The sequence below is a fragment of the Providencia sp. M-27 genome, assembly GCF_011077905.1.
GTDB classification, from domain to species: Bacteria; Pseudomonadota; Gammaproteobacteria; order Enterobacterales; family Enterobacteriaceae; genus Providencia; species Providencia huaxiensis.
This window is the reverse complement of sequence record NZ_JAALBT010000001.1, coordinates 499,632-522,561: the sequence shown is the minus strand read 5'-3', so window position 1 is coordinate 522,561 and position 22,930 is coordinate 499,632. Positions and strand designations below refer to the sequence as shown.

The following is a 22,930-nucleotide window of genomic DNA, read 5'->3' as shown; positions in this document are numbered from 1 at the left end:
ACAAAATGCGATTAATACCAATTTTTGCCATAGTCATCAGTACTGTTCTATTACAAGGCTGTATAGGGGCTGCCGTCGTAGGTTCTGCGGCCGTTGCAACGAAAAGTGCCACAGACCCTCGTACAGTTGGTCAACAAGTTGACGATGGGACCTTAGAAGCTAGGGTTAGTGGACAACTGAATAAAGATAAGGATATCACAGGTAAGGCTCGTATCATTGCGACCGCTTATAAAGGTAATGTGCTGTTAACTGGCCAAAGCCCTGATATGGCTTGGGCTGAACGAGCAAAACAAATAGCCTCTAACGTTGATGGCACCATCGCAGTTTATAATGAAGTCCGTAGTGGAGAGCCCGTTGATTTGGGTACTGCTTCAAAAGACACTTGGTTAACAACCAAAGTGAAATCTAAAATCCTTGCTAGTGATAGTGTTAAATCTGGTAGTGTAAAAGTTATTACTGAAAATGGTGAGGTTTTCTTGCTAGGTGTTTTAACAAGGCAAGAAGGTGATGCGGCGGCTAAAATCGCCAGTGAAACAGATGGTGTTCGTCGAGTAACGACTGCTTTCACTTATCTTAATTAATCATAAACAATAATATATTGTTATAAATACAAAAGCCGTGAGAGAAAAACCATGGCTTTTTTCTTATTCATCCATCAATTGGTTTATTTTCAGATAATTCTTACCTCCTAATAAGTGCATTTGATTCAAGATCCAAGCTTGCCTTTTGAGGACGTAAGAAGATGGTTTTTTTACGCTATATCTATGAGGATTAGGAAGAACTGCAGCTAATAGCGCAGCCTCACTCATTGAGAGCTTGCTAGCAGGCTTATTAAAGAATTTATTTGCAGCCTCTTCAACCCCAAAAACTCCATCACCAAACTCAACTATATTAAGATAAACAGTCAAAACCCTTTGCTTTGACCACAACAGCTCCATAACAGGAGTCATTACTGTCTCTAGGCCCTTTCTTAGCCAGCTTCTCCCATCCCATAACCACAAGTTTTTTACTGTTTGCTGGGAGATAGTTGAAGCCCCTCTAATTGTTTGTTTATTGCTCAAGTTGTGTTTGTAAGCACGCTCGATTGCATCAAGGTCGAAACCCCAGTGATGAGGAAAATTTTGATCTTCTGCAGCAATTACCGCTAAATAAACATACGGAGAAATGTGATTTTCGTCTACCCATTCAGAACGAGATACGTAAGAAAAATTTAAGTTTACCCATGCGGTAATTTGTCGTTCGATCATCACCGCAGAAAAAGGCACTGGTATGTATTTAAATAAAACGACTGAACAAATCCACACCACAAGTAATGAAAATGTGATCTTCTTTAACCAGTGCCATAATTTAGAAACAATAGTTCGCATTCAAATAATCACGCCATTTCCAATACTTTCTTAACAAGCTTATTAATGCCCGTATTTGCTTCAGAAATTGATTGAGCCAGCATATAAGCAGGTGTTGTAACAACTCGGTTAACTTCATCAATTACAATGTCATCAACAGCACATTCAATATGCTTTCCTCCCATAATTTCTATTTGAGCAATCGTTTCACTATCATTACCAATAGTTAGTACTACTGATGTATTTAACATTTTAGGAAGCATCACAGGAGCAATACACATCAGCCCTAGCGGCTTTTTCTGTTGGTGCATTTGGCGTACTAAACTTAATAGTTCTTTATTAATTACACACTCACTTCCTTTAACTGCAAAATCACATAAATTTTTTGCGGCACCAAAACCACCAGGAATTATGAGGGCATCTAGCGTTGAAGCATCAGCTGATGACAAAGGCGATATTTTCCCACGTGTAATACGTGAAGATTCTTCCATTTGATTGCGTTTTTCTGATTTAGACTCCCCAGTCATATGATTAATAACAGTAGGTTGTAGCTCATCAGGTGCAAAAAAGTGAATTTCAGCATTATTTTGACTCAAAGCTAACATAGTTAGCACTGACTCATGGATCTCACTTCCATCAAAAACACCACAGCCACTTAAAATAACCGCAATTGATTTCATATCTTCCTCCATTTGTAGTAAATTATCTCTCAAGCGCTAAGGTGCATAAACATCAATCTTCATCACAGATTTTAATGAATCTTGTAACAGATTCGCTAAATTTTGGTATCTTGATGTTGCCCTTTACAGTGATATACCTAATTTAATGATTTGCAAAAAACAAAAAACACATGCAGATCAACGATTTCCCTGGTGTTGGCGCAGTATTCGCGCACCCCAACTTCGGTTGGGGTTATTTTTTTGTACGTTCATCAACCCAGTTTCTCAAAGTTTCTATATCTGCTTTCCAATCTTGTTTTAGTTCATCCACCCATTCCTGTACATTGTCCCACCATGCTGGTAATTCAGGAGATTGAATCTGTTGTGCTATTTTCTGTAAGTTCTTTAAGCCAACAGAGCCTGCCGCTCCTTTGATTTTGTGGGCTTCCTCAACAATGCCTTTTTGGTCTTTAGCCACCATGTTCGAGTCAAGAATAGCTAAGTAGCCTGGAAGCATTTTTTCAAAGACATCTAGCCCATCATAAATAAGCTTAGGGCCAACTAATTCAATATACTGCTCTAGCATATCGCAATCTAATATTGACTCATCAACACTTGAAGCCTCACGGTCATTCGATGCTTCTTCAGGTTGAACAGATTGCTCACCCCAAAATTGCTCAATAACTTGGGTCAATGCAGGAACTGATAATGGTTTACTCAATACGCCATCCATACCTGCATCAAAGTATTCTTTCTTATCTTTGAGAACATTTGCAGTTAATGCAATTAATGGTGGCAGGTCTTGCTTATCATACTGCTGTTTTAGTTGCCTTGAGATATCTAAGCCTGTCATATCAGGTAATTGAATATCCAATAAAACTAAGTCATATTCCCCAGGGGCAAACATCTCGAGGGCATCTTTACCATTCATTGCCACGTCGACCGTGTTGCCTAAATTTTCTAATACAGAACAAGCAACAACAATATTCAGTTCAATATCTTCTACGAGTAGAATATGCAATGCTGGCAATGGGTAATCGTCTTCAGGATCTTGCTGTTCAATAACATTATTTTCAACAACTGGCGCTGTAATGGATAAAGTAAAAGTGGAACCTTGGCCTATTTCACTTTCAACTTGTATATCGCCTCCCATATTTTGTGCTAAGCGACGAGATACAGAAAGCCCAATCCCCGTCCCCGTAGCGGGTTTACCACCAGCAGAATCTGTTACTTGATAATACATTGCAAAGATTTTATCTAACTCATCTTTCGGTATGCCTATGCCGCTATCCTGAACTCTAAAAAACAATTTATTTTCAGCTTCTTGCCAAATACTAAGCTTCACTTCACCTTTCTGCGTGAACTTAACTGCATTACCAATTAAATTCCATAGGACTTGCCGTAAACGAGTCCCATCGGTTAAAACCGTTTTGGGTAATGCAGGCGCAACGTCCATGACAAATTTAAGCCCTTTTGGCTGTACCAATAACCCACTTAAATTCTCTAAGTCATTCACAAATTCAGATAATGTAATTGGCTGGTTATCTAACTGAACTTTACGGCGTTCAATTTTATCCATCTCAATAATATCATTGAATATATTACCCAAAGTGACGGCACTAACATGAATAGTTTTCAAATAGCTAGATTGTTCCGAAGTTAAATCGGTGTCTAATAAAATTCGACTCAAACCAACAATGCCGTTAAGGGGTGTACGAAGCTCGTGGCTGATTGTAGAAATAAAGGTAGTTTTCTCCCTACTCGCGTTCTCTAACGCTTCCTGATAGCGTTTACGCTCCGTTATGTCACGCCCAAATCCCATCAGGCCATGTCGTTTGCCAACTCGGTCATAAAAAGGCACTTTACGGAGCTCAAAACAGGCTTTACGGCCATCTGGATATACCAGCCATTGTTCATAAGTGAGAGAAACATTATGACGAAAAACTTTTTCATCGGTTTCCATAACCTTGGAGGCAATTTCAACATCATAAATATCTAATGGCGTTAACCCAACTAAGTGTTTTTCACTTTTCCCAGTCAACAGTTCCATTGCTCGGTTACATCCCGAAAACTCATTATTTTCATTGCGGTAATAGACTAAGTCAGGAGAAGCATCTAAGAATGAACGAAGTAATACAGATTGCTGCTCAAGTTCAATCTGTGTCTGCTCACGGTATTTCATTTCTTGTTTTAATTGCTCAAGGAGCTCTAAGTGAGCGCGCTCGGCCTTTTCTCGTTCGAGAATCTCAAGGTTAAGTTGTTCAATATTTCCCTGCAATTGAATGTTTAAATCCGCATCACGCTTTCGCATAACTTCAAGTTTATCAACCATTCGCGATAAACGCTGCCGAGACTCTTCGAGTTGCTCAACCACCACCGACAAAAAATAGACGGCCAATGGAGTAATGATTAACCCAAAGAAAATTGACCCCACCATGTCGAGGCTATCAACATGCCCTCTTAAAACAATTGTCACTGCCATTTGCATTATCATGGCGAGAACAACCAATGCAGCTGCAAGTAACAGAGAAAAACGCACTAGACCGAGCTTCATCATTAAATCGACATAGTATTGCGCCAGGCCGCGAAGTACTTTCATAACCACCCCTTAGTTAAATTCTCTTTGAATCATATATCAAACAAGGCAGTTTCGGATGATTATTCACTCGAAATGTCGATCCTGCTCATTCAATAGCCATTTTTTACGATTAATGATAAAAAACAATCAGGTATTTTCTTTCTATTAGATAAAGTAAAAGTTCATTTCGGATAACTTTTAATCATAATCACATAAAAATCAAAATAATAGCACTATTGTTCCTTGGGTAAGGCCGCTAAAATCACAGTAAAAGCCCAAGCTATCTCAAGTAAAATCAGACAAAATTCAGTAAGGAATACCATGAGTTCGAATATTTTCGGTCACCAACGTCGCGAACCGCTCAAAAAAGCGCTGGCAATCCGCAAAATAGCGTTTACTGAAATCTATGAGTCCGATAATGCCGTTGATGTACAACAGCAAGCGAGCCGCTGCCTCGCTTGTGGTAGCCCTTTTTGTGAATGGAAGTGCCCGTTACATAACCCAATATCAAAGTGGCTCAAACTTGCTGCTGAAGGAAAAATAATTGAAGCGGCTGAATTATCTCATCATACCAATAGCTTACCTGAGATCTGTGGGCGCGTTTGCCCACAAGAAAAACTCTGCGAATTAGCATGTGTACTTCATGATACAACAGGTTCTGTTACTATCGGTCATATTGAACGATATGTTAATGATACCGCCTTTGAGATGGGATGGCGTCCAACCTCTTTCCCTATTCGCTCTGTAAACAAACGTGTCGCCATTGTTGGTGCAGGCCCTGCAGGCCTTTCTTGCGCTGATGTACTTATTCGAAATGGTGTAAATGTCGTCGTTTTTGATAAACACCCTGAGATAGGGGGATTACTAACTTTTGGCATTCCCTCATTTAAGTTAGAAAAGAAATTAATGGTCCAAAGACGAGAAATATTTACAGAAATGGGCATTCAGTTTCAATTGAATACCGAGGTGGGTACAGATATCTCTCTAGATGAGCTTCTTTGCACTTATGACGCTATTTTTATTGGTACTGGTACTTACCAAGCAATTCGAGGCAACGTGCCTAAAAAACCGATTCAAGGCGTTTTTGAATCACTCCCCTACCTAATCGCAAATACGCGCCATTTAATACAACTTCCTACTCCTAATGATGAGCCCTATATCAATTTACACTCAAAAAGCGTTATCGTATTAGGAGGTGGAGATACCGCGATGGATTGTGTTCGTAGCGCTATTCGCCAAGGAGCGAAGCAAGTTAGTTGTCTCTATCGTAGAGATGAACAAAGTCTGCCAGCCTCACGAAAAGAAGTCGTCAATGCATTAGATGAAGGCGCTCAGTTCCACTTTAATTTGCAAGTCACTCAGTTTGTCGTTAATGAGCAACAACAGCTTACAGGGGTTTACGCCACTCGCACACAAAATGGCAAATTAGAAAATGGCCGCTATCAATTAGAACTCATTGATGATTCAACATTTTTTATCGAAGTCGATGCCGTAATTGTGGCTTATGGATTTGCACCTCATGACCAAGTTTGGTTGAATAACGCGTTAATCAAGCGTGATAAGTATGGTCATATTTTAGCAAACCGTAATAGTCCCATCCCTTTTCAAACTTCACATGAAAAAGTGTTTGCTGGTGGAGATATAATAAGAGGTTCAGATCTTGTTGTGACTGCGATTGATGATGGGCGTAATGCTGCTGAAGGTATTTTGTTATTTCTAGGGGTTTAGTTATCCATTTATTTGAACATAGAGGGAATATAAAAACAGAGGGTTTCCCCCCTGTTCTTAATTTGCTGCTAACCCGCCTAATGAGTTATTTAACAACCCTTAAAGAAGGCCTACCTTTTGGTGGTCGTGGTGGTTCATCCCCTGATGGCTCATGTGACTTTTCATCCACAGATTCAGCTTCATGAACTAGAGTAATGTTGTCTTCAGGTTCTTCAACGTGTTCAAAACCTGCTGATAACTCTGCATCATAAGCAGCTTCAGGCTCAAACATCATTCCAGCCCCATTTTCACGTGCATATACCGCCATAATTGCGGCCATAGGGACATAAACTTGGCGAGGTATTCCACCAAAACGAGCATTAAAACGCACTTCATCATTGGTTATTTCAAAATTACCAACAGCTCTTGGCGCAACATTCAACACAATTTGCCCATCACGGGCAAATTCCATAGGAACGTTAACAGCAGGAACGGTGACATCAACCACCAAATGCGGAGTCATATCGTTATCAAGCAACCACTCATAGTGGGCACGTAACAAATAAGGGCGACGTGGTGACATTGCTGTCATTTCCATCATTCTTTTAGCCTCTTGTAGACAAACGCATTTCGCGCTCAGATTCAGTCAACGATGCTAAGAATGCGTCACGTGCAAACACACGTTGCATATATAACTGCAAGTATTTGCTGCTAGATGGGTTCAATTCAATACCAAGAACAGGTAAACGCCATAATAATGGTGCTAAATAGCAATCTACGAGACTGAATTCTTCACTCATAAAGAATTCCATTTCAGCAAAAACAGGAGAAACAGCGATCAACTCTTCAGACAGCTGACGACGAGCATTTGCGGCTTCTTGCGCACTGCCGTTCTCTATTTTACTCATTAATGAATACCAATCATTTTGAATGCGGTGCATCAATTGACGGCTAGTACCACGCGCAACAGGGTAAACTGGCATTAATGGCGGATGAGGAAAACGCTCATCAAGGTATTCCATGATAATGTGTGGGTCATAGAGAGTCAGGTCACGGTCAACTAATGTTGGAACGCTCTGATATGGGTTGAGATCGATCAGATCTTGAGGCAGATGACCGGGTTCGACATGTTCAATTTCAACACTTACCCCTTTTTCAGCCAGCACAATACGTACCTGATGGCTAAAAATGTCAGTAGGGCCAGAGAACAATGTCATTACCGAACGTTTATTAGGAGCGACAGCCATTAAAACCTCCAAAATACAAAATGGACGAAATGTAATTAATTTTTAATTACCCATTACCCATTTTAAAATCCCCTGTGTTTAACTTTCATTTATCCATATTGAAAGTCAACACAACCCTCCCGCACAGTAAAGGCGAGAAATGTGAAATAAAAAAACAGGGGCATATTCTAACAGATTTTGTACAACTTAGGGGCGGCACATCGAAAAAATCATAGATTTATTTCATAACAAGAAAGAAACAGGAAGAAAACTAGAATTTAATTAAATATTAAATCAAAAATAAAGAATAAAAACCCTAAAGTTAACTCCATGGTTTGAGTCGTATTCATTAAAGATATGCCAATTCAGTTAACTAATAATTATTTTTAATTTTAGGCTAAACTATTATTTTCTCTTTAAACTATATATTCGTTCTTTTATAAAGCATCATGATTAGACGCAGTTATTCTATCATTAATAATAAAAATATAAGTAAAACAATAGACAATAAAAAACCCGTCATTAAGACGGGTTTTTTCATCAATTTTATACCCAAAGGGTAATAAATTAACGTTTGGAGAACTGTGGACGACGACGTGCTTTGCGTAGACCCACTTTTTTACGTTCAACAGAACGCGCATCACGGGTAACGAAACCAGCTTTACGCAGATCAGAACGAAGAGTCTCATCATAAGCCATCAGTGCACGTGTAATACCGTGACGAATTGCGCCTGCCTGACCTGAAATACCACCACCTTTAACAGTGATGTACAGATCCAATTTTTCCAACATTTCAACCAATTCTAACGGCTGACGAACTACCATGCGCGCAGTTTCGCGACCAAAGTATTGTTCCAGTGTACGTTGATTGATTGTGATGTTACCGCTACCCGGCTTAATAAAGACACGAGCAGATGAGCTTTTGCGGCGACCAGTGCCGTAGTATTGATTTTCAGCCATTGCTATAATCCCGATTAAATGTCAAGAACTTGCGGTTGTTGAGCCGCGTGGTTGTGCTCATTACCTGCGTAAACTTTCAGTTTACGGTACATTGCACGACCCAGAGGTCCTTTTGGCAACATGCCTTTAACCGCGATTTCAAGCACACGCTCAGGACTGCGAGCAATCATTTCTTCGAAAGTTGCTTGCTTGATTCCACCTACATGACCAGTGTGGCGATAGTAGATTTTGTCTTCGCGTTTATTGCCGGTAACAGCAATTTTTTCTGCATTCAGAACGATGATGTAATCACCAGTATCCACGTGCGGAGTGTATTCCGCTTTATGCTTACCGCGCAGACGGCTAGCAATTTCAGTTGCAAGACGGCCTAAAGTTTTGCCATCTGCATCAACAACGTACCAGTCGCGTTTTACGGTCTCTGGTTTAGCTGTAAAAGTTTTCATTAAAACTTACCCAATATTGAAGTTACACGTTGGTGAACACTCATGTTCATAAGCTTTCTGAGGTTCACACGACTCTTTGTCCAGTAAACCTACCCCTTCGAGCAGCCTAACTGGCATTTATGCGTTATTTTTTGGGAAATAAAAAATAACGCTGTAACGTGGGGTCGCAAGATTATAGAGAAGTCAGAAACAAAAATCGACCCCAAATGCATTTTTTTTACGTTTGCTCGAATAAACATCGCATTTTGTACTTAAATTATGCAATCCAGGTAACTTTTGCTAACAACCCTGTTTGATTACTCCCTTAAGTTAAATGCGGTATTTTCAAGTACTCTTCACTTTGCATTTCTTGTAATCGAGACAAGCAACGCTGGTACTCGAAAGCCAAAAGTTTCCCTTGATACAGCGATTCCATTGGCACTTCCGCATTAATAACCAATTTAACTTTTCGTTCGTAAAACTCATCAATTAATGCCAAAAAACGACGTGCTGGGTTTTCATCTGTTGTTCCCATCACGGGCACATTGTACAACAACACGGTGTGGTAGCAATTTGATAGGTAAATATAATCATTTTGACTACGAGGCTCTTCACACAACACTTTAAACTCGATGGCTAACACCCCTTCCGCTGCATGAATAGCTTGCATCTTACGATGGTTAACCTCTAAGACGGGATGTTGTTCTCCTTTCTTACCTGCCAATTTAATGAAAACCTCATCCAAATGCTGGCGGTTTTGAGGATTAATCGGGGATAAAAAAAGATGTGCTTGAGTTAAAGTCCTTAAGCGGTAATCAATGCCTGCATCGACATTCATCACATCACAGTATTTTTTAATTTGCTCAATAGCAGGCAGGAAACGCGCTCGCTGCAAACCGTTACGATAGAGATTATCAGGGATGATATTTGAGGTAGCGACCAGTGTAATGCCTCGAGCAAAGAGCCCTTCAAGCAAAGTGCCAAGGATCATAGCGTCGGTAATGTCTGACACAAAAAACTCATCAAAACACAACACATCTGTTTGTTTTTTAAACTCATCCGCAATAATATCTAGCGGGTTCTCTTGCCCTTGCAATGCTATCAAATCTTCTTGTACTTTTTTCATAAAGCGATGAAAATGTAAGCGAAGTTTACGAGTACCTGGTAAACTTTCGTAAAACATATCCATTAGCCATGTTTTCCCACGCCCAACCCCGCCCCACATATAGAGCCCTTGCACGGGAATAATTGGTGCTGTTGACGTTTTACCTAAAAGACGACTAAAGCGTTGCTTTAAACCTGAAGGCTTATCTTGTAAAGTGGAAGAAGTTGCATTAACAAGCTGCTGATATATTTTATCCAAGCGTTCCACAGCGAGCCTTTGGACGTCATCTGGCTGATAGTTACCATCAGCAAGCGCTTGTTGATAACGCATTGTAGGGGTCATCGGCGACATTAACTGAATAATCCTTAAAAATTTTTCGGTTTTTTTACCGTTATTTGATATACACTGCCTTTATTATAACCAGATTCAGTTATCATTTAACTTTCGGTTAACGAGCCGCTATAGAGTAAGGAAATTCGATTTAAGATTCCACTCTTAATAAGTTGTTGGCTAATTTAACCTGTCGACTTCAAGGCTTGTAGATTTTGTCATCACTTAACTAGTCAGATTACAATATGTTAAGGTGCTTTACTTGACGCTTACATGCAACTTGAATTATTTAAGGTATAGTAACGGTAACAACACTAATTTCTGCGAACATTGAATCTGTGAACATTGAAGTAATGAAGGAGTCAGCATGACCTGGGAGTATGCATTAATCGGATTGATTGTGGGTTTTATCATCGGTGCATTAGTTGTGCGCTATGGCAACCCAAAGCTTCGCCAACAAAAAACAGCGCAAGCTGAGCTAGACAAAAAAAGTACTGAACTCGAAGAGTACCGTAAAGAACTTGTTAGCCATTTTGCTCGTAGCGCAGGATTATTGGATAAAATGGCGCGTGACTACCGTCAGCTATATCAACACATGGCACAAAGTTCATCTGAATTAATGCCTGATATGCCAGCACAAGACAACCCATTTAACTATCGTTTAACCGAATCTGAAGCGGATAACGACCAAGCGCCAGTTAAAATGCCACCAAGAGATTACTCAGATGGTGCTTCGGGTCTTTTCCGTCCTATCGAAGAGAAAGAAAAGTAAATTTTTATCTTTTATCACCAGTAAGCACCACTTACTGGTGATTTTCTATAAAACGCACTAAATTTAGTCACTTTCCGTATGTCTTCCATTATTAAATTTTTATTTAATAATTCTGAACAAGATTTCCATCCAAATATAATTTAACAATTCATTTATATAATGTATAGAAGTTAAAGTTTCACTTAAAGCACATGTAAATAGATGTAAAAGAGTAGATATTCGCTACCCGTCATGGGAACTTTTGCGCATAATCGGTAGTCATAGTCATCAGTAAAATTGAATCTGATACCAACCAATATTATATCAACGCATTGTGTTTCTTCTAAAATTGCATTCACAGTGAGTTAATAATTTATTCTTGAGAGAATCGACTGAATTATGAAAAGAAAAAACTTTTTTCTTACCGCAGTAGCAATGAGTTTAGGGTTATCTTTAGCGGCTATTCCTGCTGTTAGCAGTGCAGCATTACCCGCCACTTTACCGGCTACAGCACAAAGCCAGAACATGCCTAGCTTGGCCCCTATGCTTGAAAAAGTATTGCCTGCTGTAGTGAATATTCATGTGTCTGGTACTCGCGTACAGAACCAACAAATTCCAGAAGAACTTAAATTCTTTTTTGGCCCAAATATACCACAGCAACAACAAAGCGTGCGTCCATTTGAAGGCTTGGGCTCTGGTGTCATTATTGACGCCCAGCAAGGTTATATTTTAACTAACAATCATGTAATTGATGGTGCTGACAAAATTCAAATTCAATTAAATGATGGCCGTGAAATTGCGGTTAACTTAATTGGCAAAGACCCACAAACCGATATCGCGTTATTGAAAATAAGCAATGCAAAAGATATCAAAAACTTAACTGCGGTTAGTATTGCAGACTCCGACAAATTACGTGTTGGTGACTTCGCTGTTGCGGTTGGTAACCCATTTGGCCTAGGCCAAACAGCTACATCAGGGATTATCTCTGCGCTGGGGCGTAGTGGCTTAAACCTTGAAGGGTTAGAAAACTTTATCCAAACCGATGCTTCCATTAACCGAGGTAACTCTGGTGGTGCACTCGTTAACTTAAATGGTGAATTAATCGGTATTAATACCGCTATTTTGGCACCAGGTGGCGGTAATATCGGTATCGGTTTTGCGATCCCAAGTAATATGGCTAAAAACCTTAGCGAGCAGTTAATTAAGCATGGTGAAGTAAAACGCGGGATCTTAGGTATCAAAGGTACTGAGATGAACTCCGATATCGCTAAAGCATTTAATATTGATGCACAGCGTGGTGCTTTCGTAAGTGAAGTTTTACCTAAATCATCGGCTGCTAAAGCAGGTATTAAATCCGGTGACGTTTTAGTCTCTGTTGATGGTAAACGCATTAATAGCTTTGCTGAGTTAAGAGCTAAAATCGGTACCAGCCAAATTGGTAAAGAGATCACTATTGGTTTAATTCGCTCAGGCAAACCGATGGAAGTCAAAGTGGTTCTTGAGAACGACGAAGGCTCAGCAACAAAAGCAGAAAAACTGAGTGAATCGTTATTAGGTGCAACAATTTCTAATGCAACCGTTAGCAACACTAAAGGTGTACAAGTTGACAGCGTGGCGCCAAAATCGCCAGCCGCAGCCATTGGCCTCGTAAAAGGTGATTTAATCTTTGGTGTCAACGACGCTCGTGTTGAGACTATTGAGCAATTCCGTAAGATTATCGACGCTAAACCTCCGGTGTTAGCAATGAAAGTATTACGTGATGGTGAAACCTTATATTTACTGATGAAAAATTAATTCATCAAAAACCCTCTGAAAATCAATAAACGGGTACAGTATCACTCTGCTGTACCCTTTTTTTTGTGTTATGCTCAGAACATGTTTAAGCAATAACTAAATATTCTATATCCTATGGTGAAGAAGCTAACTTTATCTGTCATGCTTGGCCTGTTGACTGCATTGATTATTATCGTTGCGGTTCCTTCTTTGCGCCCTCAAGGTTTAGCCGATTTACTATATGGTAAAACAAGCAGTGAACCCGTCAGTTATAACAAAGCTGTACGTCGTGCTGCACCTGCAGTGGTCTATGTTTACAGCAGTTCAAAAGGAAGCTTCTCCCAGTCAGGACGTGAATTAAAGTCTCTCGGTTCAGGTGTGATCATGAGCCAAAATGGCTACATTATCACGAATAAACATGTCGTTGATAACCCAGACCAAATCTTAGTGGCTTTACAAGATGGTTCTATTTTTGATGCCCTATTGGTTGGTTCTGATCCATTAACTGATCTCGCCGTACTGAAAATTGACGCTGATAACCTACCTGTTATTCCAATTAATACACAACGAGTCACTCATGTTGGTGATGTCGTACTTGCAATCGGTAACCCTTACAATATAGGTCAAACTGTTACTCAGGGGATTATCAGTGCAACAGGTCGCGTAGGGCTAAGCTCTACTCGCCGGCAAAATTTCCTGCAAACAGATGCCTCAATCAACTCGGGTAACTCTGGTGGGGCATTAATTAATACCGAAGGTGAGTTAGTCGGAATCAACACGCTTTCTTTCACTGCTGGCCAGGGCATTAGCTCTGAAGGTTTAAGCTTTGCCATTCCTACTGCCCTTGCGACTAAAATCATGGATAAACTAATTCGTGATGGTCGAGTTATCCGTGGTTATATTGGTATTACAGCACGCGAACTGCCTCAAATTAGGTCAAATAACAATAATATTAACCAAATACAAGGGTTACGGGTTTTCCAGGTTGCCCCAAACGGGCCCGCAGCCAAAGCGGGGATATTGCAAGGAGACATCATTTTATCCGTTGATGGCAAACCGGCTATTTCAGCCGCAGAAACCATGGACTTAGTTGCAGAAATCCGCCCTGGAAGCAAAACCGCAGTACAGATTTTACGAGATGGCGAAATTAAAAATATTGATGTGATTATCGAAGAAATTCCTGATGAACAGGCAGGATAATCATTTTAAAACGGTCTTTCGTAAAAAAGGTTGTTCGATATCGAACAACCTTTTTTGATTTATCAAATAGATGAATGAAGCCAACACTTCATTCACCTTTTCAAAGCATTAATCATCTGAATGCACGCGCTGAATATCAGCACCTAAGCCACGTAGTTTATCTTCGATATGCTCATAACCACGGTCAATATGATAAATACGGTCAACTGTTGTTGTCCCTTCAGCAATACAGCCAGCAATAACTAAACTCGCAGAAGCGCGTAAATCTGTTGCCATTACCTGTGCGCTGGTTAATTTTTCAACACCGTGACATAACACAGTATTGCTTTCAATCTCAGCGTGAGCCCCCATACGAATTAGCTCAGGGATATGCATGAAACGATTTTCAAAAATGGTTTCAGTGATCATCCCCGCCCCATCAGCAACAAGATTGAGTAAACTAAACTGTGCTTGCATATCAGTTGGGAACCCAGGGTGTGGTGCTGTACGTAATGTCACCGCTTTTGGACGCTTGCCTTCCATATCTAAGCTAATCCAGTCATCACCGATTTCAATTTTAGCCCCTGCTTCACGTAGTTTAGCTAACACTGCATCGAGTGTATCTGGACGTGCATTACGGCAGATGACTTTGCCACGTGAAACCGCTGCAGCAATTAAAAATGTTCCCGTTTCAATACGGTCAGGCAGTACTTTATAGACTCCCCCACCTAAACGTTCAACACCTTCTATAACAATACGGTCAGTACCTGCGCCTGTGATTTTTGCGCCAAGAGTATTTAAGAAGTTGGCTGTATCTTCAATTTCAGGTTCACGTGCCGCATTTTCGATGATTGTGGTGCCTTCAGCTAAGGTCGCAGCCGTCATAATAGAGACTGTCGCGCCCACACTGACTTTATCCATCACAATGCAAGCACCTTTCAAGCGACCATCAACCGTGGCTTTCACATAACCATCTTCTAAAACAATTTTTGCGCCTAATTGCTCTAAACCAGAAATATGTAAATCAACTGGGCGAGCACCAATAGCACAGCCTCCAGGTAAAGAAACTTCACCGTGGCCAAAACGAGCGACCAATGGCGCTAAAGCCCAGATGGATGCACGCATGGTTTTAACGAGGTCATAAGGCGCACAGTATGTCGTTACAGTGCTTGCATCGACGTAAACTGAGCCATTGCGTTTAACTTTAGTACCTAGTTGATTCAATAATTTAATCGTTGTGTCAATGTCCCTCAAATGAGGGACATTCTGTATTTCTACTGGCTTTTCAGCCAATAGAGCAGCGAACAGGATTGGTAATGCCGCATTTTTTGCGCCAGATATAGTGACCTCACCCTGTAAGCGGGTTGGTCCTTTAACTAAAAACTTATCCATTCAAGTATTCTCGTATGTCGAATTTTACAGTCTGTTCGCTTAGGCTTTGAAATCAAAGACCACTAAGTTTACGATCGCGCTCCCATTGCGCAGGGGTATACGCTTTAATAGACAGAGCATGGATGCGGTTATCCGCAATATACTCCATTAAAGGCGCATAAATTGCTTGCTGTTGCTTAACACGGCTCATACCGTCAAACATGTCACCGACAGCAATAACCTGAAAGTGGCTACCATCACCAGTAACAATAGCCTCATTCAGAGACAGTTTTTCCATCAATACTTGCTTAATTTCGTTGGTATCCATAATGACTCAATTTATTAATTATTTGTGATTTATAATTTTACTCTAAATAGTGCAAATTGCATGCATAGCGTACAGAAGCATCCCAATAAGAATACTCAGAGCTTAATCCCCTATCCTAAAGGATTAGGCTCAACACTTAAACCAAAGAAAACGCCTCTCGTGCCGAAAAGCACATAGAGGCGCTTATTTTTACATAACTTGACCCAATTTAGGATGTTTAACCTAATTGAGGATAATCGCTTGAACCCCATATAGTTCAATCAATGTATTCAAGTTATCACTGACACCGATAATATTCAGTGAACGGTTTTTAGCTTGGAGTTCACTTTTTAAGCGAACCAGCATCGCTAACCCTGTTGAGTCCACGTGCTTAAGACCAGAAACATCTATATTTTCAACCTGTTCCAGCGATGAGTTTTTTTTATCCCAAAACGACATTAACGAATCACGGTCTAATGTCCCGGTGAGATACAGTGTTGTTTCATTGAGTTCCCATGCTAACAACTGACTCATATTACTTTTTCTCTTCTAAAGTAATTGGCGCTTTTGCACTGATTTCTAACTGTTTTGTTAAGCCATCGACACCCTGCTTACGTAGAATATCACCCCATTCATTTTGCTTAGTCGTAATCATGCTCACGCCTTCTGCAATCATGTCGTAAGCTTGCCAATAACCTGTTTTGCTATTTTTTCGCCATTGGAAATCTAAACGTACGGGAGGACGACCGTTGGTATCAATAATCGTCACACGGATAGCCACAATGTTTTTATCACCCAGTGGTTGCTCTGGTGCAATTTGATACGTTTGGCCATGATACATCGCCAATGCTTGGCCATAAACTTGCTCAAGGTAATCTTCAAACGCGTTGAAGTAAGCCTCGCGCTGGGCAGGGGTAGCCCCTTTATAATAGGTTCCTAGCACCAAAGCCCCTGCATATTTAACTTGTACATAAGGTAATAGTTCCTCACGAACAATTGTTCTGAGATACTCGGGGTCTTGCTTAATTTTTGGTTGCTCTGATTTCAAGCGGTTAAACGTTTTCGCCGCCGCTTCATCCATTAATTTATAAGGGTTGGTTTGGTCTACTGCCATGGCAAATGGCGCAATTGCCAACATAGCAACCATCATTAAACGTTTAAACATAATTCATTCCTTTATTCTTCAAAGGGAGCATCAAATTACTGTGCAGTTGACTCTGGCTCTGCACCTTGGCTATCACCACTTTTATATAAAAACTGGCCAATTAAGTCTTCTAATACCATAGCTGGCTTCGTATCTTCAAGGCGCCCGCCATTTTTTAAGATTGCGATACCTAATTCTTCATCATCTGGGCCGATATTCATTGCAATATACTGTTCACCCAACAAACCTGATGTGCGAATTGAAAGTGAGCTCGAATCAGGAATATTGTCGTATTCACTCAATAAATCAATTTTCACTTCAGGAACATAATTTTTTTTATCTAATGTGATACTGGCAACTCGACCAATCACCACACCGCCCACTTTGATTGGAGAGCCTTCTTTTAAGCCACCAATATTTTCAAAAGATGCTGATATTTGATAGGTGGATTGGCTTCCTATCGATTTTAAATCAGCGACTTTTAAACATAAAAAGATAATTGCGGCAATCGCCAGCAACATAAAACAACCAACCCATATTTCACTTTTTTTACTTTGCATGACTTAGTTCCCAAACATCAGTGCGGTAAGTACGAAATCCAGTCCTAAAACAGACAATGACGCATGTACAACTGTTCTTGTTGTAGCTTGGCTTATCCCCTCCGAAGTTGGGATGGCATCATAGCCATTAAATAATGCGATCCAAGTAACCGTGATGGCAAAGACTAAGCTTTTGATCACACAGTTGACTAAATCTAGCCGCCAATCAATGGAAGATTGCATTGAAGCCCAAAAAAAGCCTTCATCAATACCCTTCCAGTCAACCCCAACTAATGCACCACCTAAAATACCGACAGCAACAAAAATTAGAGATAACAATGGCATACTAATAAAACCAGCCCAAAAACGTGGGGCGATGACACGCCTAAGAGGGTCAACTGCCATCATTTCAAGGCTAGAAATCTGTTCAGTCGCTTTCATTAAGCCAATTTCAGCTGTTAACGCTGAACCCGCTCGTCCGGCAAACAACAAGGCAGTCACAACAGGGCCTAGTTCACGCAATAGTGAAAGCGCCACCATCATACCTAAGCTAGCTTCAGCACTAAACGTCGTGAGAACCAAATAACCTTGTAACCCTAAAACCATCCCAATAAATAACCCTGAGACGGCAACGATCAGCAATGACTGCACACCAATGGCGTACAATTGCTTCATCAATAATGGCCATTGTTTACGAAACTCTGGTTTGCCAAGTAAGGCGCGAAACAGCATGTAGCCTGCTCGACCAAACGCGGAAAATATGTCAATCCATCGGCGTCCGAAGGCTGCAATCGCCTTTATTATCATTTTATTTACCCTAATAAATCAGCTAGATAATCATTGGCGGGAAAACGAAATGGAACAGGCCCATCCGCAATACCATCAAGGAATTGTCGCACACGAGGGTCTTGGTTTTCACGCAATTCTTCACCCGTTCCCTGAGCAATGACATGCTGCTGCGCAACAATATAAGCATTATCTGCAATGCTCAATACCTCTGGAACATCATGGGAAACCACGACACAGGTGACACCCAATGCTTGATTAAGCTCATCAATCAATTTAACCAAAACACCCATAGTAATCGGATCTTGACCAACAAAAGGCTCATCAAACATGATTAAATCAGGATCTAGAGCGATAGCACGCGCTAAAGCTGCCCGCCTAGCCATACCTCCCGATAACTCAGATGGCATTAATTTTGCGGCTCCTCGCAAGCCAACCGCCTCTAATTTCATCATCACTGTAGTATGGATCAGCGATTCAGGCAGGTTAGTGTGCTCACGCAACGGGAAAGCCACATTATTGAATACATCCATGTCTGTGAATAACGCCCCCGACTGAAACAGCATGCTCATCTTTTTACGAGACTGATACAGTTTTGAGCGTGACAGTGCAGGAATATTGTCACCATCAAACCAAATTTCACCTTCATTTGGCCGTAATTGCCCACCAATCAAGCGCAGTAATGTGGTTTTACCGATCCCTGACGGCCCCATAATTGCCGTAATTTTCCCACGAGGAACGGTCAGATTAATATTTTCAAATATTTTCCGATTTCCTCGAGTAAATGACATGTTCCGTACTTCAATTAAGTTGTCTGTCTGTGCTTGCATTGTTAAATAACTCGTTATACACCACGCGTAAATATTTTTATCCGTTCAGATGTTACCGAAAGATAAACTGAAAATCGTCAAATATCACAACAAAATAGAATTTATAGTATTATAGCGTCGAAAATATGACTTTTAGTATTACAACTTTGTTTTTACCTAAAGGAAACAGAGAAAAAACAATATAATTTCTTTATAGTCAGCAAAAGCTTTCGCTATTAACAGCAGATAGCTCTTAGAATGCTATGATTTACCTAACTGAGGATACGCGAATTTGCCTATCTTTTTTTGGTTCAAGATGCTAATAAAACCATCTTATACGTATTAAATTCTACATCGAAGTGCCAAAAAATACTTATTAAGTCTAAAACTAACATTAAAAAGTGCTTAACTGACAAAATACTTACTGATACCAAGTATTCGTTATACAATTTGATTTCGCTAATCCGATTAACTTAAAAGCTACGCATGGAACTAGAAATGTCAAACTTCGATTTTCAGAAAGTAGGTAAAGAAGTTCTCCATATCGAACATGAAGGTTTAAAAAACCTAGAACAATATATCAATACTGATTTTGACCGCGCTTGCCAGCTTATTTTTAACTGTGAAGGCAAAGTCGTCGTAATGGGAATGGGGAAATCGGGGCATATTGGGCGTAAAATTGCTGCCACACTAGCGAGCACAGGTACGCCGTCATTTTTTGTTCATCCAGGAGAAGCTAGCCACGGCGACCTTGGGATGATTACGCATAAAGATGTTGTGTTAGCCATTTCAAATTCTGGGGAGTCAGGGGAAATTTTAGCTTTACTCCCTGTTTTAAAAAGAATTAAAGTGCCTTTAATCTGTATGACTAACAACCCTGAAAGTAATATGGGAAAATATGCAGATGTGCATTTGTGCATCAAAGTGCCTCAAGAAGCCTGCCCTTTAGGGCTTGCACCTACCACGAGTACAACAGCAACACTCGTGATGGGAGATGCATTAGCGATTGCCTTATTAACTGCGCGCGGTTTCACGGCTAATGATTTTGCGCTTTCGCATCCGGGTGGCGCACTTGGGCGCAAACTTTTACTCCTCGTTCGTGATTTAATGAATACGGGTGATGATATCCCCCATATTCCTAAAAGCGCGTCTTTACGTGAGGCTTTAGTGGAAATTACCCGCAAAAAACTGGGTATGACAGTCATTTGTGATGATGACATGAATATTGAAGGTATTTTCACTGATGGGGATTTACGCCGTATTTTTGATATGGGTATCGACCTGAATAACGCTAAAATTGCTGATTTAATGACCCCGGGTGGAATTCGGGTATCGCCAACCATGTTAGCGGTTGAAGCGCTCAATTTAATGCAGTCTCGACACGTGACTTCGTTATTAGTCGCAAATGATAACAAATTAGTTGGTGTGCTACATATGCACGATCTGCTACAAGCAGGTGTTGTATAACAGAAGGAAATACCATGACGTCTACCTTTTTGGAAACCTGCTATGGCCCTGTTGCCGATACTGTTTTAATCAAAGCAGAAAAAATCAAATTACTGATCTGCGATGTTGATGGTGTCATGTCCGATGGCTTGGTCTATATGGGAAATAATGGCGAAGAACTCAAGGCCTTTAATGTCCGTGACGGCTATGGGATACGTTGCTTATTAACGTCCGGTATTGAAGTCGCCATCATTACAGGAAGAAAAGCGAAGCTTCTTGAAGATAGAGCCCAAACATTAGGCATTACATATCTTTACCAAGGCCAAAGCGATAAGCTTTTGGCGTATCACGAACTGTTAGATACACTACAATTATCAGATGAAGAAATAGCTTATATTGGGGACGACCTGATTGACTGGCCTGTTATGGCTAAAGTAGGCTTATCCGTCGCCGTCGCTGATGCCCACCCTTTGCTATTACCGAAAGCGGATTACGTGACTCGTATTGGCGGGGGAAAAGGTGCAGTCCGCGAACTTTGTGACCTTATTTTGCTTTCTCAAGACAAACTAGAAGAAGCAAAAGGTTTATCAATATAACGAATAGATTGAATTCATGAGCAATGCGAAGAAGTGGTTAATTATTATTTTATCCTTAGTGGTATTAGGACTTATCGGTTGGAATTTAGCGGGTAATGATTCCGACAGCGCAGAGGATAAAGTAATTAATGATGGGCAACCTAATTATCAAACTGATGATTCAGTGACTTTTGTCTATAATCCAACGGGTAATTTAGCGTATAAACTCGTTTCAGATAAAATAGATAACTACACTGAAGGAAAAATCACGTGGTTTTCGAAACCTGTTCTAACCACTTATAACGAAGCCGGTGAGCCTACCTGGACAGTTAAGGCTTTCAAAGCAAGGTTAACGAACGATAGAATTCTCTATTTATATAGCGATGTTCAAGTTGATAGCTTAACTAAAGACTCGCAGATCCAACGAATTACAACTGAGAGTGCAGTTGTCAATTTGACAACACAAGACGTTTCATCTGATGATAAAGTGACCATTGTTGGACAAGGTCTCAATTCTACTGGTATGAAAATGAAGGGAAACCTTCGTACAAGAACGGCTGAATTAATCGAAGATGTAAAAACTCATTATGTGTTACAACCAGAAGAGCATTAAAATGAATCAAGTAACTAAGAAACGTTTTATTCAAGGAGCTGTTGCCAGTGCAATTTTGGCTCTTAGCCTACCTGCGATGGCATTAAAAAGTGATACGCAGCAGCCAATGACGATTAATTCGGTCAAACAATCTCTTGATTTAGAAAAAAACGTCACCACTTTTACAGATGATGTTGTTATTAAACAAGGCTCTATTGATATCAGAGCCAATAAAGTGGTTGTTACACGCCCAAGTAGTGACTCAGATAAAATTGTGATTGAGGCCTTCGGGACCCCAGTTACCTTTTACCAGTTGCAGGATGATGGCAAGCCAATTAAAGGCCATGCCAGTAAAGCCCGTTATGAGGTTGATAAACAACTCGTCACATTAACAGGCAATGCCTATCTTGAGCAATTAGACAGCAATATTCAGGGTGACAAAATTACCTATATCGTGCCAACGCAACAAATGGAAGCATTTAGTGATAAAGGCAAACGCGTCACTACCGTAATACTGCCAGCCCAATTGCAAGAAAAAGGCCCTGCAGCGAATAAAAATTCATCAGAAAGTAAGAGTAAATAACTGTTATGGCGACACTAACCGCTGAGAATCTAGCTAAAGCCTATAAAAAACGTAAAGTCGTTGAAGATGTCAGCCTGGAAGTTAAATCAGGTGAAATCGTTGGCTTGTTGGGACCAAACGGGGCCGGTAAAACAACGACCTTTTATATGGTTGTGGGTATTGTTCAGCGGGATGCTGGCAAAATTATGATTGATGGTGAAGATATCAGCCTTCTACCGTTGCATGAACGTGCACGCCGTGGAATTGGCTATCTTCCTCAAGAAGCCTCCATTTTCCGTCGCCTCAGTGTTTATGATAACCTAATGGCTGTGTTAGAAATTCGCGAAGATTTGAATTCTCAGCAACGTAAAGAGCGTGCTGAAGAGCTGATGGAAGAATTTAGTATTACCCATCTTCGGGACAGCATGGGGCAATCGCTATCCGGTGGGGAACGCCGCCGTGTTGAAATTGCTCGAGCACTTGCAGCTAACCCAAAATTTATTTTATTAGACGAACCTTTTGCGGGTGTTGACCCTATTTCCGTCTTAGATATCAAAAAAATCATTCAGCACTTAAGGGATTACGGCCTCGGTGTATTAATCACCGACCATAACGTGCGTGAAACCTTAGATGTATGTGAAAGAGCCTATATTGTCAGCCAAGGACACTTAATTGCTCATGGGTCACCAACCATGATCTTAGAGAACGAACAAGTGAAACGTGTATACTTGGGTGAAGGTTTCCGGTTATAAATTAGCGTATC

Annotated in this window: 25 protein-coding genes; 10 read left to right on the top strand and 15 right to left on the bottom strand. The window is 40.6% G+C overall.

Going from position 1 to position 22,930, the window contains the following annotated elements; genetic code table 11:
- Positions 1-5: 5 nt before the first annotated feature.
- A complete protein-coding gene (dolP, locus tag G6Q48_RS02425; RefSeq protein WP_102137912.1) occupies positions 6-581 on the top strand; it encodes a division/outer membrane stress-associated lipid-binding lipoprotein in 576 nt (191 codons plus the stop codon).
- Between the two features lie 63 nt (positions 582-644).
- Here the strand turns inward: dolP and mtgA are convergent, their stop codons facing one another.
- From mtgA to arcB, 3 genes are all read right to left on the bottom strand, one after another.
- Complete coding sequence (gene mtgA / locus G6Q48_RS02420) at positions 645-1,367, bottom strand: monofunctional biosynthetic peptidoglycan transglycosylase (protein WP_166264327.1); 723 nt, start codon at positions 1,365-1,367, stop codon at positions 645-647.
- An 8-nt stretch (positions 1,368-1,375) separates the two neighbouring features.
- A complete protein-coding gene (gene elbB / locus G6Q48_RS02415; protein ID WP_102137914.1) occupies positions 1,376-2,026 on the bottom strand; it encodes an isoprenoid biosynthesis glyoxalase ElbB in 651 nt (216 codons plus the stop codon).
- 232 nt (positions 2,027-2,258) lie between these two features.
- Positions 2,259-4,604: an aerobic respiration two-component sensor histidine kinase ArcB gene (gene arcB, locus G6Q48_RS02410; RefSeq protein ID WP_102137915.1), complete on the bottom strand. Its 2,346-nt coding sequence runs from the start codon at positions 4,602-4,604 to the stop codon at positions 2,259-2,261.
- A gap of 300 nt (positions 4,605-4,904) precedes the next feature.
- Here arcB and G6Q48_RS02405 point away from each other — a divergent pair, with 300 nt between their 5' ends.
- Entirely contained in the window at positions 4,905-6,311 is a 1,407-nt protein-coding gene (locus tag G6Q48_RS02405) for an FAD-dependent oxidoreductase (RefSeq protein WP_166264325.1), read from the top strand.
- Positions 6,312-6,396: 85 nt separating this feature from the next.
- On the opposite strand, the gene sspB is transcribed toward G6Q48_RS02405, so the two are convergent.
- From sspB to zapE, 5 genes are all read right to left on the bottom strand, one after another.
- Positions 6,397-6,888, bottom strand: coding sequence for a ClpXP protease specificity-enhancing factor (gene sspB, locus G6Q48_RS02400; RefSeq protein WP_181490174.1), 492 nt, complete (start codon positions 6,886-6,888; stop codon positions 6,397-6,399).
- Positions 6,889-6,895: 7 nt separating this feature from the next.
- On the bottom strand, positions 6,896-7,537 hold the full coding sequence (gene sspA / locus G6Q48_RS02395; protein WP_004258227.1) for a stringent starvation protein SspA: 642 nt from the start codon (positions 7,535-7,537) through the stop codon (positions 6,896-6,898).
- 546 nt (positions 7,538-8,083) lie between these two features.
- Positions 8,084-8,476 (bottom strand): 30S ribosomal protein S9, encoded by a 393-nt coding sequence (gene rpsI / locus G6Q48_RS02390; protein ID WP_004258235.1) that lies wholly within the window; start codon positions 8,474-8,476, stop codon positions 8,084-8,086.
- Positions 8,477-8,490: 14 nt separating this feature from the next.
- Positions 8,491-8,919, bottom strand: coding sequence for a 50S ribosomal protein L13 (rplM, locus tag G6Q48_RS02385; RefSeq protein WP_004258237.1), 429 nt, complete (start codon positions 8,917-8,919; stop codon positions 8,491-8,493).
- A gap of 304 nt (positions 8,920-9,223) precedes the next feature.
- Positions 9,224-10,354: a cell division protein ZapE gene (zapE, locus tag G6Q48_RS02380; RefSeq protein ID WP_166264323.1), complete on the bottom strand. Its 1,131-nt coding sequence runs from the start codon at positions 10,352-10,354 to the stop codon at positions 9,224-9,226.
- Positions 10,355-10,700: 346 nt separating this feature from the next.
- Here zapE and zapG point away from each other — a divergent pair, with 346 nt between their 5' ends.
- The 3 genes from zapG (at position 10,701) to degS (ending at position 14,057) form a co-directional block, all read left to right on the top strand.
- On the top strand, positions 10,701-11,105 hold the full coding sequence (zapG, locus tag G6Q48_RS02375) for a Z-ring associated protein ZapG (RefSeq protein WP_166264321.1): 405 nt from the start codon (positions 10,701-10,703) through the stop codon (positions 11,103-11,105).
- A 378-nt stretch (positions 11,106-11,483) separates the two neighbouring features.
- Entirely contained in the window at positions 11,484-12,878 is a 1,395-nt protein-coding gene (locus G6Q48_RS02370) for a Do family serine endopeptidase (protein WP_102137919.1), read from the top strand.
- Positions 12,879-12,992: 114 nt separating this feature from the next.
- Positions 12,993-14,057 carry an outer membrane-stress sensor serine endopeptidase DegS gene (degS, locus tag G6Q48_RS02365; RefSeq protein WP_102137920.1) on the top strand — a complete coding sequence of 355 codons (1,065 nt, stop codon included), beginning with the start codon at positions 12,993-12,995 and terminating at the stop codon, positions 14,055-14,057.
- Between the two features lie 108 nt (positions 14,058-14,165).
- On the opposite strand, the gene murA is transcribed toward degS, so the two are convergent.
- From murA to mlaF, 7 genes are all read right to left on the bottom strand, one after another.
- Complete coding sequence (gene murA / locus G6Q48_RS02360; protein WP_102137921.1) at positions 14,166-15,428, bottom strand: UDP-N-acetylglucosamine 1-carboxyvinyltransferase; 1,263 nt, start codon at positions 15,426-15,428, stop codon at positions 14,166-14,168.
- Between the two features lie 52 nt (positions 15,429-15,480).
- The gene (gene ibaG / locus G6Q48_RS02355) at positions 15,481-15,735 is read right to left on the bottom strand and encodes a BolA family iron metabolism protein IbaG (RefSeq protein WP_004258269.1); all 255 of its coding nucleotides are present in this window, start codon (positions 15,733-15,735) and stop codon (positions 15,481-15,483) included.
- Positions 15,736-15,957: 222 nt separating this feature from the next.
- The gene (gene mlaB / locus G6Q48_RS02350) at positions 15,958-16,248 is read right to left on the bottom strand and encodes a lipid asymmetry maintenance protein MlaB (protein ID WP_102137922.1); all 291 of its coding nucleotides are present in this window, start codon (positions 16,246-16,248) and stop codon (positions 15,958-15,960) included.
- Position 16,249: 1 nt separating this feature from the next.
- Positions 16,250-16,879 (bottom strand): phospholipid-binding protein MlaC, encoded by a 630-nt coding sequence (gene mlaC, locus G6Q48_RS02345; protein ID WP_102137923.1) that lies wholly within the window; start codon positions 16,877-16,879, stop codon positions 16,250-16,252.
- A gap of 35 nt (positions 16,880-16,914) precedes the next feature.
- Positions 16,915-17,418 carry an outer membrane lipid asymmetry maintenance protein MlaD gene (gene mlaD, locus G6Q48_RS02340; RefSeq protein ID WP_102137924.1) on the bottom strand — a complete coding sequence of 168 codons (504 nt, stop codon included), beginning with the start codon at positions 17,416-17,418 and terminating at the stop codon, positions 16,915-16,917.
- A gap of 3 nt (positions 17,419-17,421) precedes the next feature.
- Complete coding sequence (gene mlaE / locus G6Q48_RS02335) at positions 17,422-18,204, bottom strand: lipid asymmetry maintenance ABC transporter permease subunit MlaE (protein WP_102137925.1); 783 nt, start codon at positions 18,202-18,204, stop codon at positions 17,422-17,424.
- A gap of 5 nt (positions 18,205-18,209) precedes the next feature.
- On the bottom strand, positions 18,210-19,013 hold the full coding sequence (mlaF, locus tag G6Q48_RS02330; protein WP_102137926.1) for a phospholipid ABC transporter ATP-binding protein MlaF: 804 nt from the start codon (positions 19,011-19,013) through the stop codon (positions 18,210-18,212).
- Positions 19,014-19,490: 477 nt separating this feature from the next.
- On the opposite strand from mlaF, the gene kdsD reads away from it, so the two are divergent.
- Genes kdsD through lptB form a run of 5 tightly spaced genes read left to right on the top strand, consistent with a single transcriptional unit; the run spans position 19,491 to position 22,919 of the window.
- Entirely contained in the window at positions 19,491-20,459 is a 969-nt protein-coding gene (gene kdsD, locus G6Q48_RS02325) for an arabinose-5-phosphate isomerase KdsD (protein WP_166264319.1), read from the top strand.
- A gap of 14 nt (positions 20,460-20,473) precedes the next feature.
- Positions 20,474-21,034 carry a 3-deoxy-manno-octulosonate-8-phosphatase KdsC gene (kdsC, locus tag G6Q48_RS02320; protein ID WP_102137928.1) on the top strand — a complete coding sequence of 187 codons (561 nt, stop codon included), beginning with the start codon at positions 20,474-20,476 and terminating at the stop codon, positions 21,032-21,034.
- A 16-nt stretch (positions 21,035-21,050) separates the two neighbouring features.
- Positions 21,051-21,626 (top strand): LPS export ABC transporter periplasmic protein LptC, encoded by a 576-nt coding sequence (lptC, locus tag G6Q48_RS02315; RefSeq protein WP_102137929.1) that lies wholly within the window; start codon positions 21,051-21,053, stop codon positions 21,624-21,626.
- Position 21,627: 1 nt separating this feature from the next.
- Positions 21,628-22,188, top strand: a complete 561-nt coding sequence (lptA, locus tag G6Q48_RS02310) for a lipopolysaccharide ABC transporter substrate-binding protein LptA (RefSeq protein ID WP_102137930.1) — start codon at positions 21,628-21,630, stop codon at positions 22,186-22,188.
- Positions 22,189-22,193: 5 nt separating this feature from the next.
- Positions 22,194-22,919 carry an LPS export ABC transporter ATP-binding protein gene (gene lptB / locus G6Q48_RS02305; protein WP_166264317.1) on the top strand — a complete coding sequence of 242 codons (726 nt, stop codon included), beginning with the start codon at positions 22,194-22,196 and terminating at the stop codon, positions 22,917-22,919.
- Positions 22,920-22,930: the final 11 nt, after the last annotated feature.

Coding starts and splice junctions, on each gene's coding strand:
- dolP (WP_102137912.1), top strand. CDS start 6: ATGCGATTAATACCAATTTTTGCCATAGTCATCAGTACTGTTCTATTA.
- mtgA (WP_166264327.1), bottom strand. CDS start 1,367: ATGCGAACTATTGTTTCTAAATTATGGCACTGGTTAAAGAAGATCACA.
- elbB (WP_102137914.1), bottom strand. CDS start 2,026: ATGAAATCAATTGCGGTTATTTTAAGTGGCTGTGGTGTTTTTGATGGA.
- arcB (WP_102137915.1), bottom strand. CDS start 4,604: ATGAAAGTACTTCGCGGCCTGGCGCAATACTATGTCGATTTAATGATG.
- G6Q48_RS02405 (WP_166264325.1), top strand. CDS start 4,905: ATGAGTTCGAATATTTTCGGTCACCAACGTCGCGAACCGCTCAAAAAA.
- sspB (WP_181490174.1), bottom strand. CDS start 6,888: ATGGAAATGACAGCAATGTCACCACGTCGCCCTTATTTGTTACGTGCC.
- sspA (WP_004258227.1), bottom strand. CDS start 7,537: ATGGCTGTCGCTCCTAATAAACGTTCGGTAATGACATTGTTCTCTGGC.
- rpsI (WP_004258235.1), bottom strand. CDS start 8,476: ATGGCTGAAAATCAATACTACGGCACTGGTCGCCGCAAAAGCTCATCT.
- rplM (WP_004258237.1), bottom strand. CDS start 8,919: ATGAAAACTTTTACAGCTAAACCAGAGACCGTAAAACGCGACTGGTAC.
- zapE (WP_166264323.1), bottom strand. CDS start 10,354: ATGTCGCCGATGACCCCTACAATGCGTTATCAACAAGCGCTTGCTGAT.
- zapG (WP_166264321.1), top strand. CDS start 10,701: ATGACCTGGGAGTATGCATTAATCGGATTGATTGTGGGTTTTATCATC.
- G6Q48_RS02370 (WP_102137919.1), top strand. CDS start 11,484: ATGAAAAGAAAAAACTTTTTTCTTACCGCAGTAGCAATGAGTTTAGGG.
- degS (WP_102137920.1), top strand. CDS start 12,993: ATGGTGAAGAAGCTAACTTTATCTGTCATGCTTGGCCTGTTGACTGCA.
- murA (WP_102137921.1), bottom strand. CDS start 15,428: ATGGATAAGTTTTTAGTTAAAGGACCAACCCGCTTACAGGGTGAGGTC.
- ibaG (WP_004258269.1), bottom strand. CDS start 15,735: ATGGATACCAACGAAATTAAGCAAGTATTGATGGAAAAACTGTCTCTG.
- mlaB (WP_102137922.1), bottom strand. CDS start 16,248: ATGAGTCAGTTGTTAGCATGGGAACTCAATGAAACAACACTGTATCTC.
- mlaC (WP_102137923.1), bottom strand. CDS start 16,879: ATGTTTAAACGTTTAATGATGGTTGCTATGTTGGCAATTGCGCCATTT.
- mlaD (WP_102137924.1), bottom strand. CDS start 17,418: ATGCAAAGTAAAAAAAGTGAAATATGGGTTGGTTGTTTTATGTTGCTG.
- mlaE (WP_102137925.1), bottom strand. CDS start 18,204: ATGATAATAAAGGCGATTGCAGCCTTCGGACGCCGATGGATTGACATA.
- mlaF (WP_102137926.1), bottom strand. CDS start 19,013: ATGCAAGCACAGACAGACAACTTAATTGAAGTACGGAACATGTCATTT.
- kdsD (WP_166264319.1), top strand. CDS start 19,491: ATGTCAAACTTCGATTTTCAGAAAGTAGGTAAAGAAGTTCTCCATATC.
- kdsC (WP_102137928.1), top strand. CDS start 20,474: ATGACGTCTACCTTTTTGGAAACCTGCTATGGCCCTGTTGCCGATACT.
- lptC (WP_102137929.1), top strand. CDS start 21,051: ATGAGCAATGCGAAGAAGTGGTTAATTATTATTTTATCCTTAGTGGTA.
- lptA (WP_102137930.1), top strand. CDS start 21,628: ATGAATCAAGTAACTAAGAAACGTTTTATTCAAGGAGCTGTTGCCAGT.
- lptB (WP_166264317.1), top strand. CDS start 22,194: ATGGCGACACTAACCGCTGAGAATCTAGCTAAAGCCTATAAAAAACGT.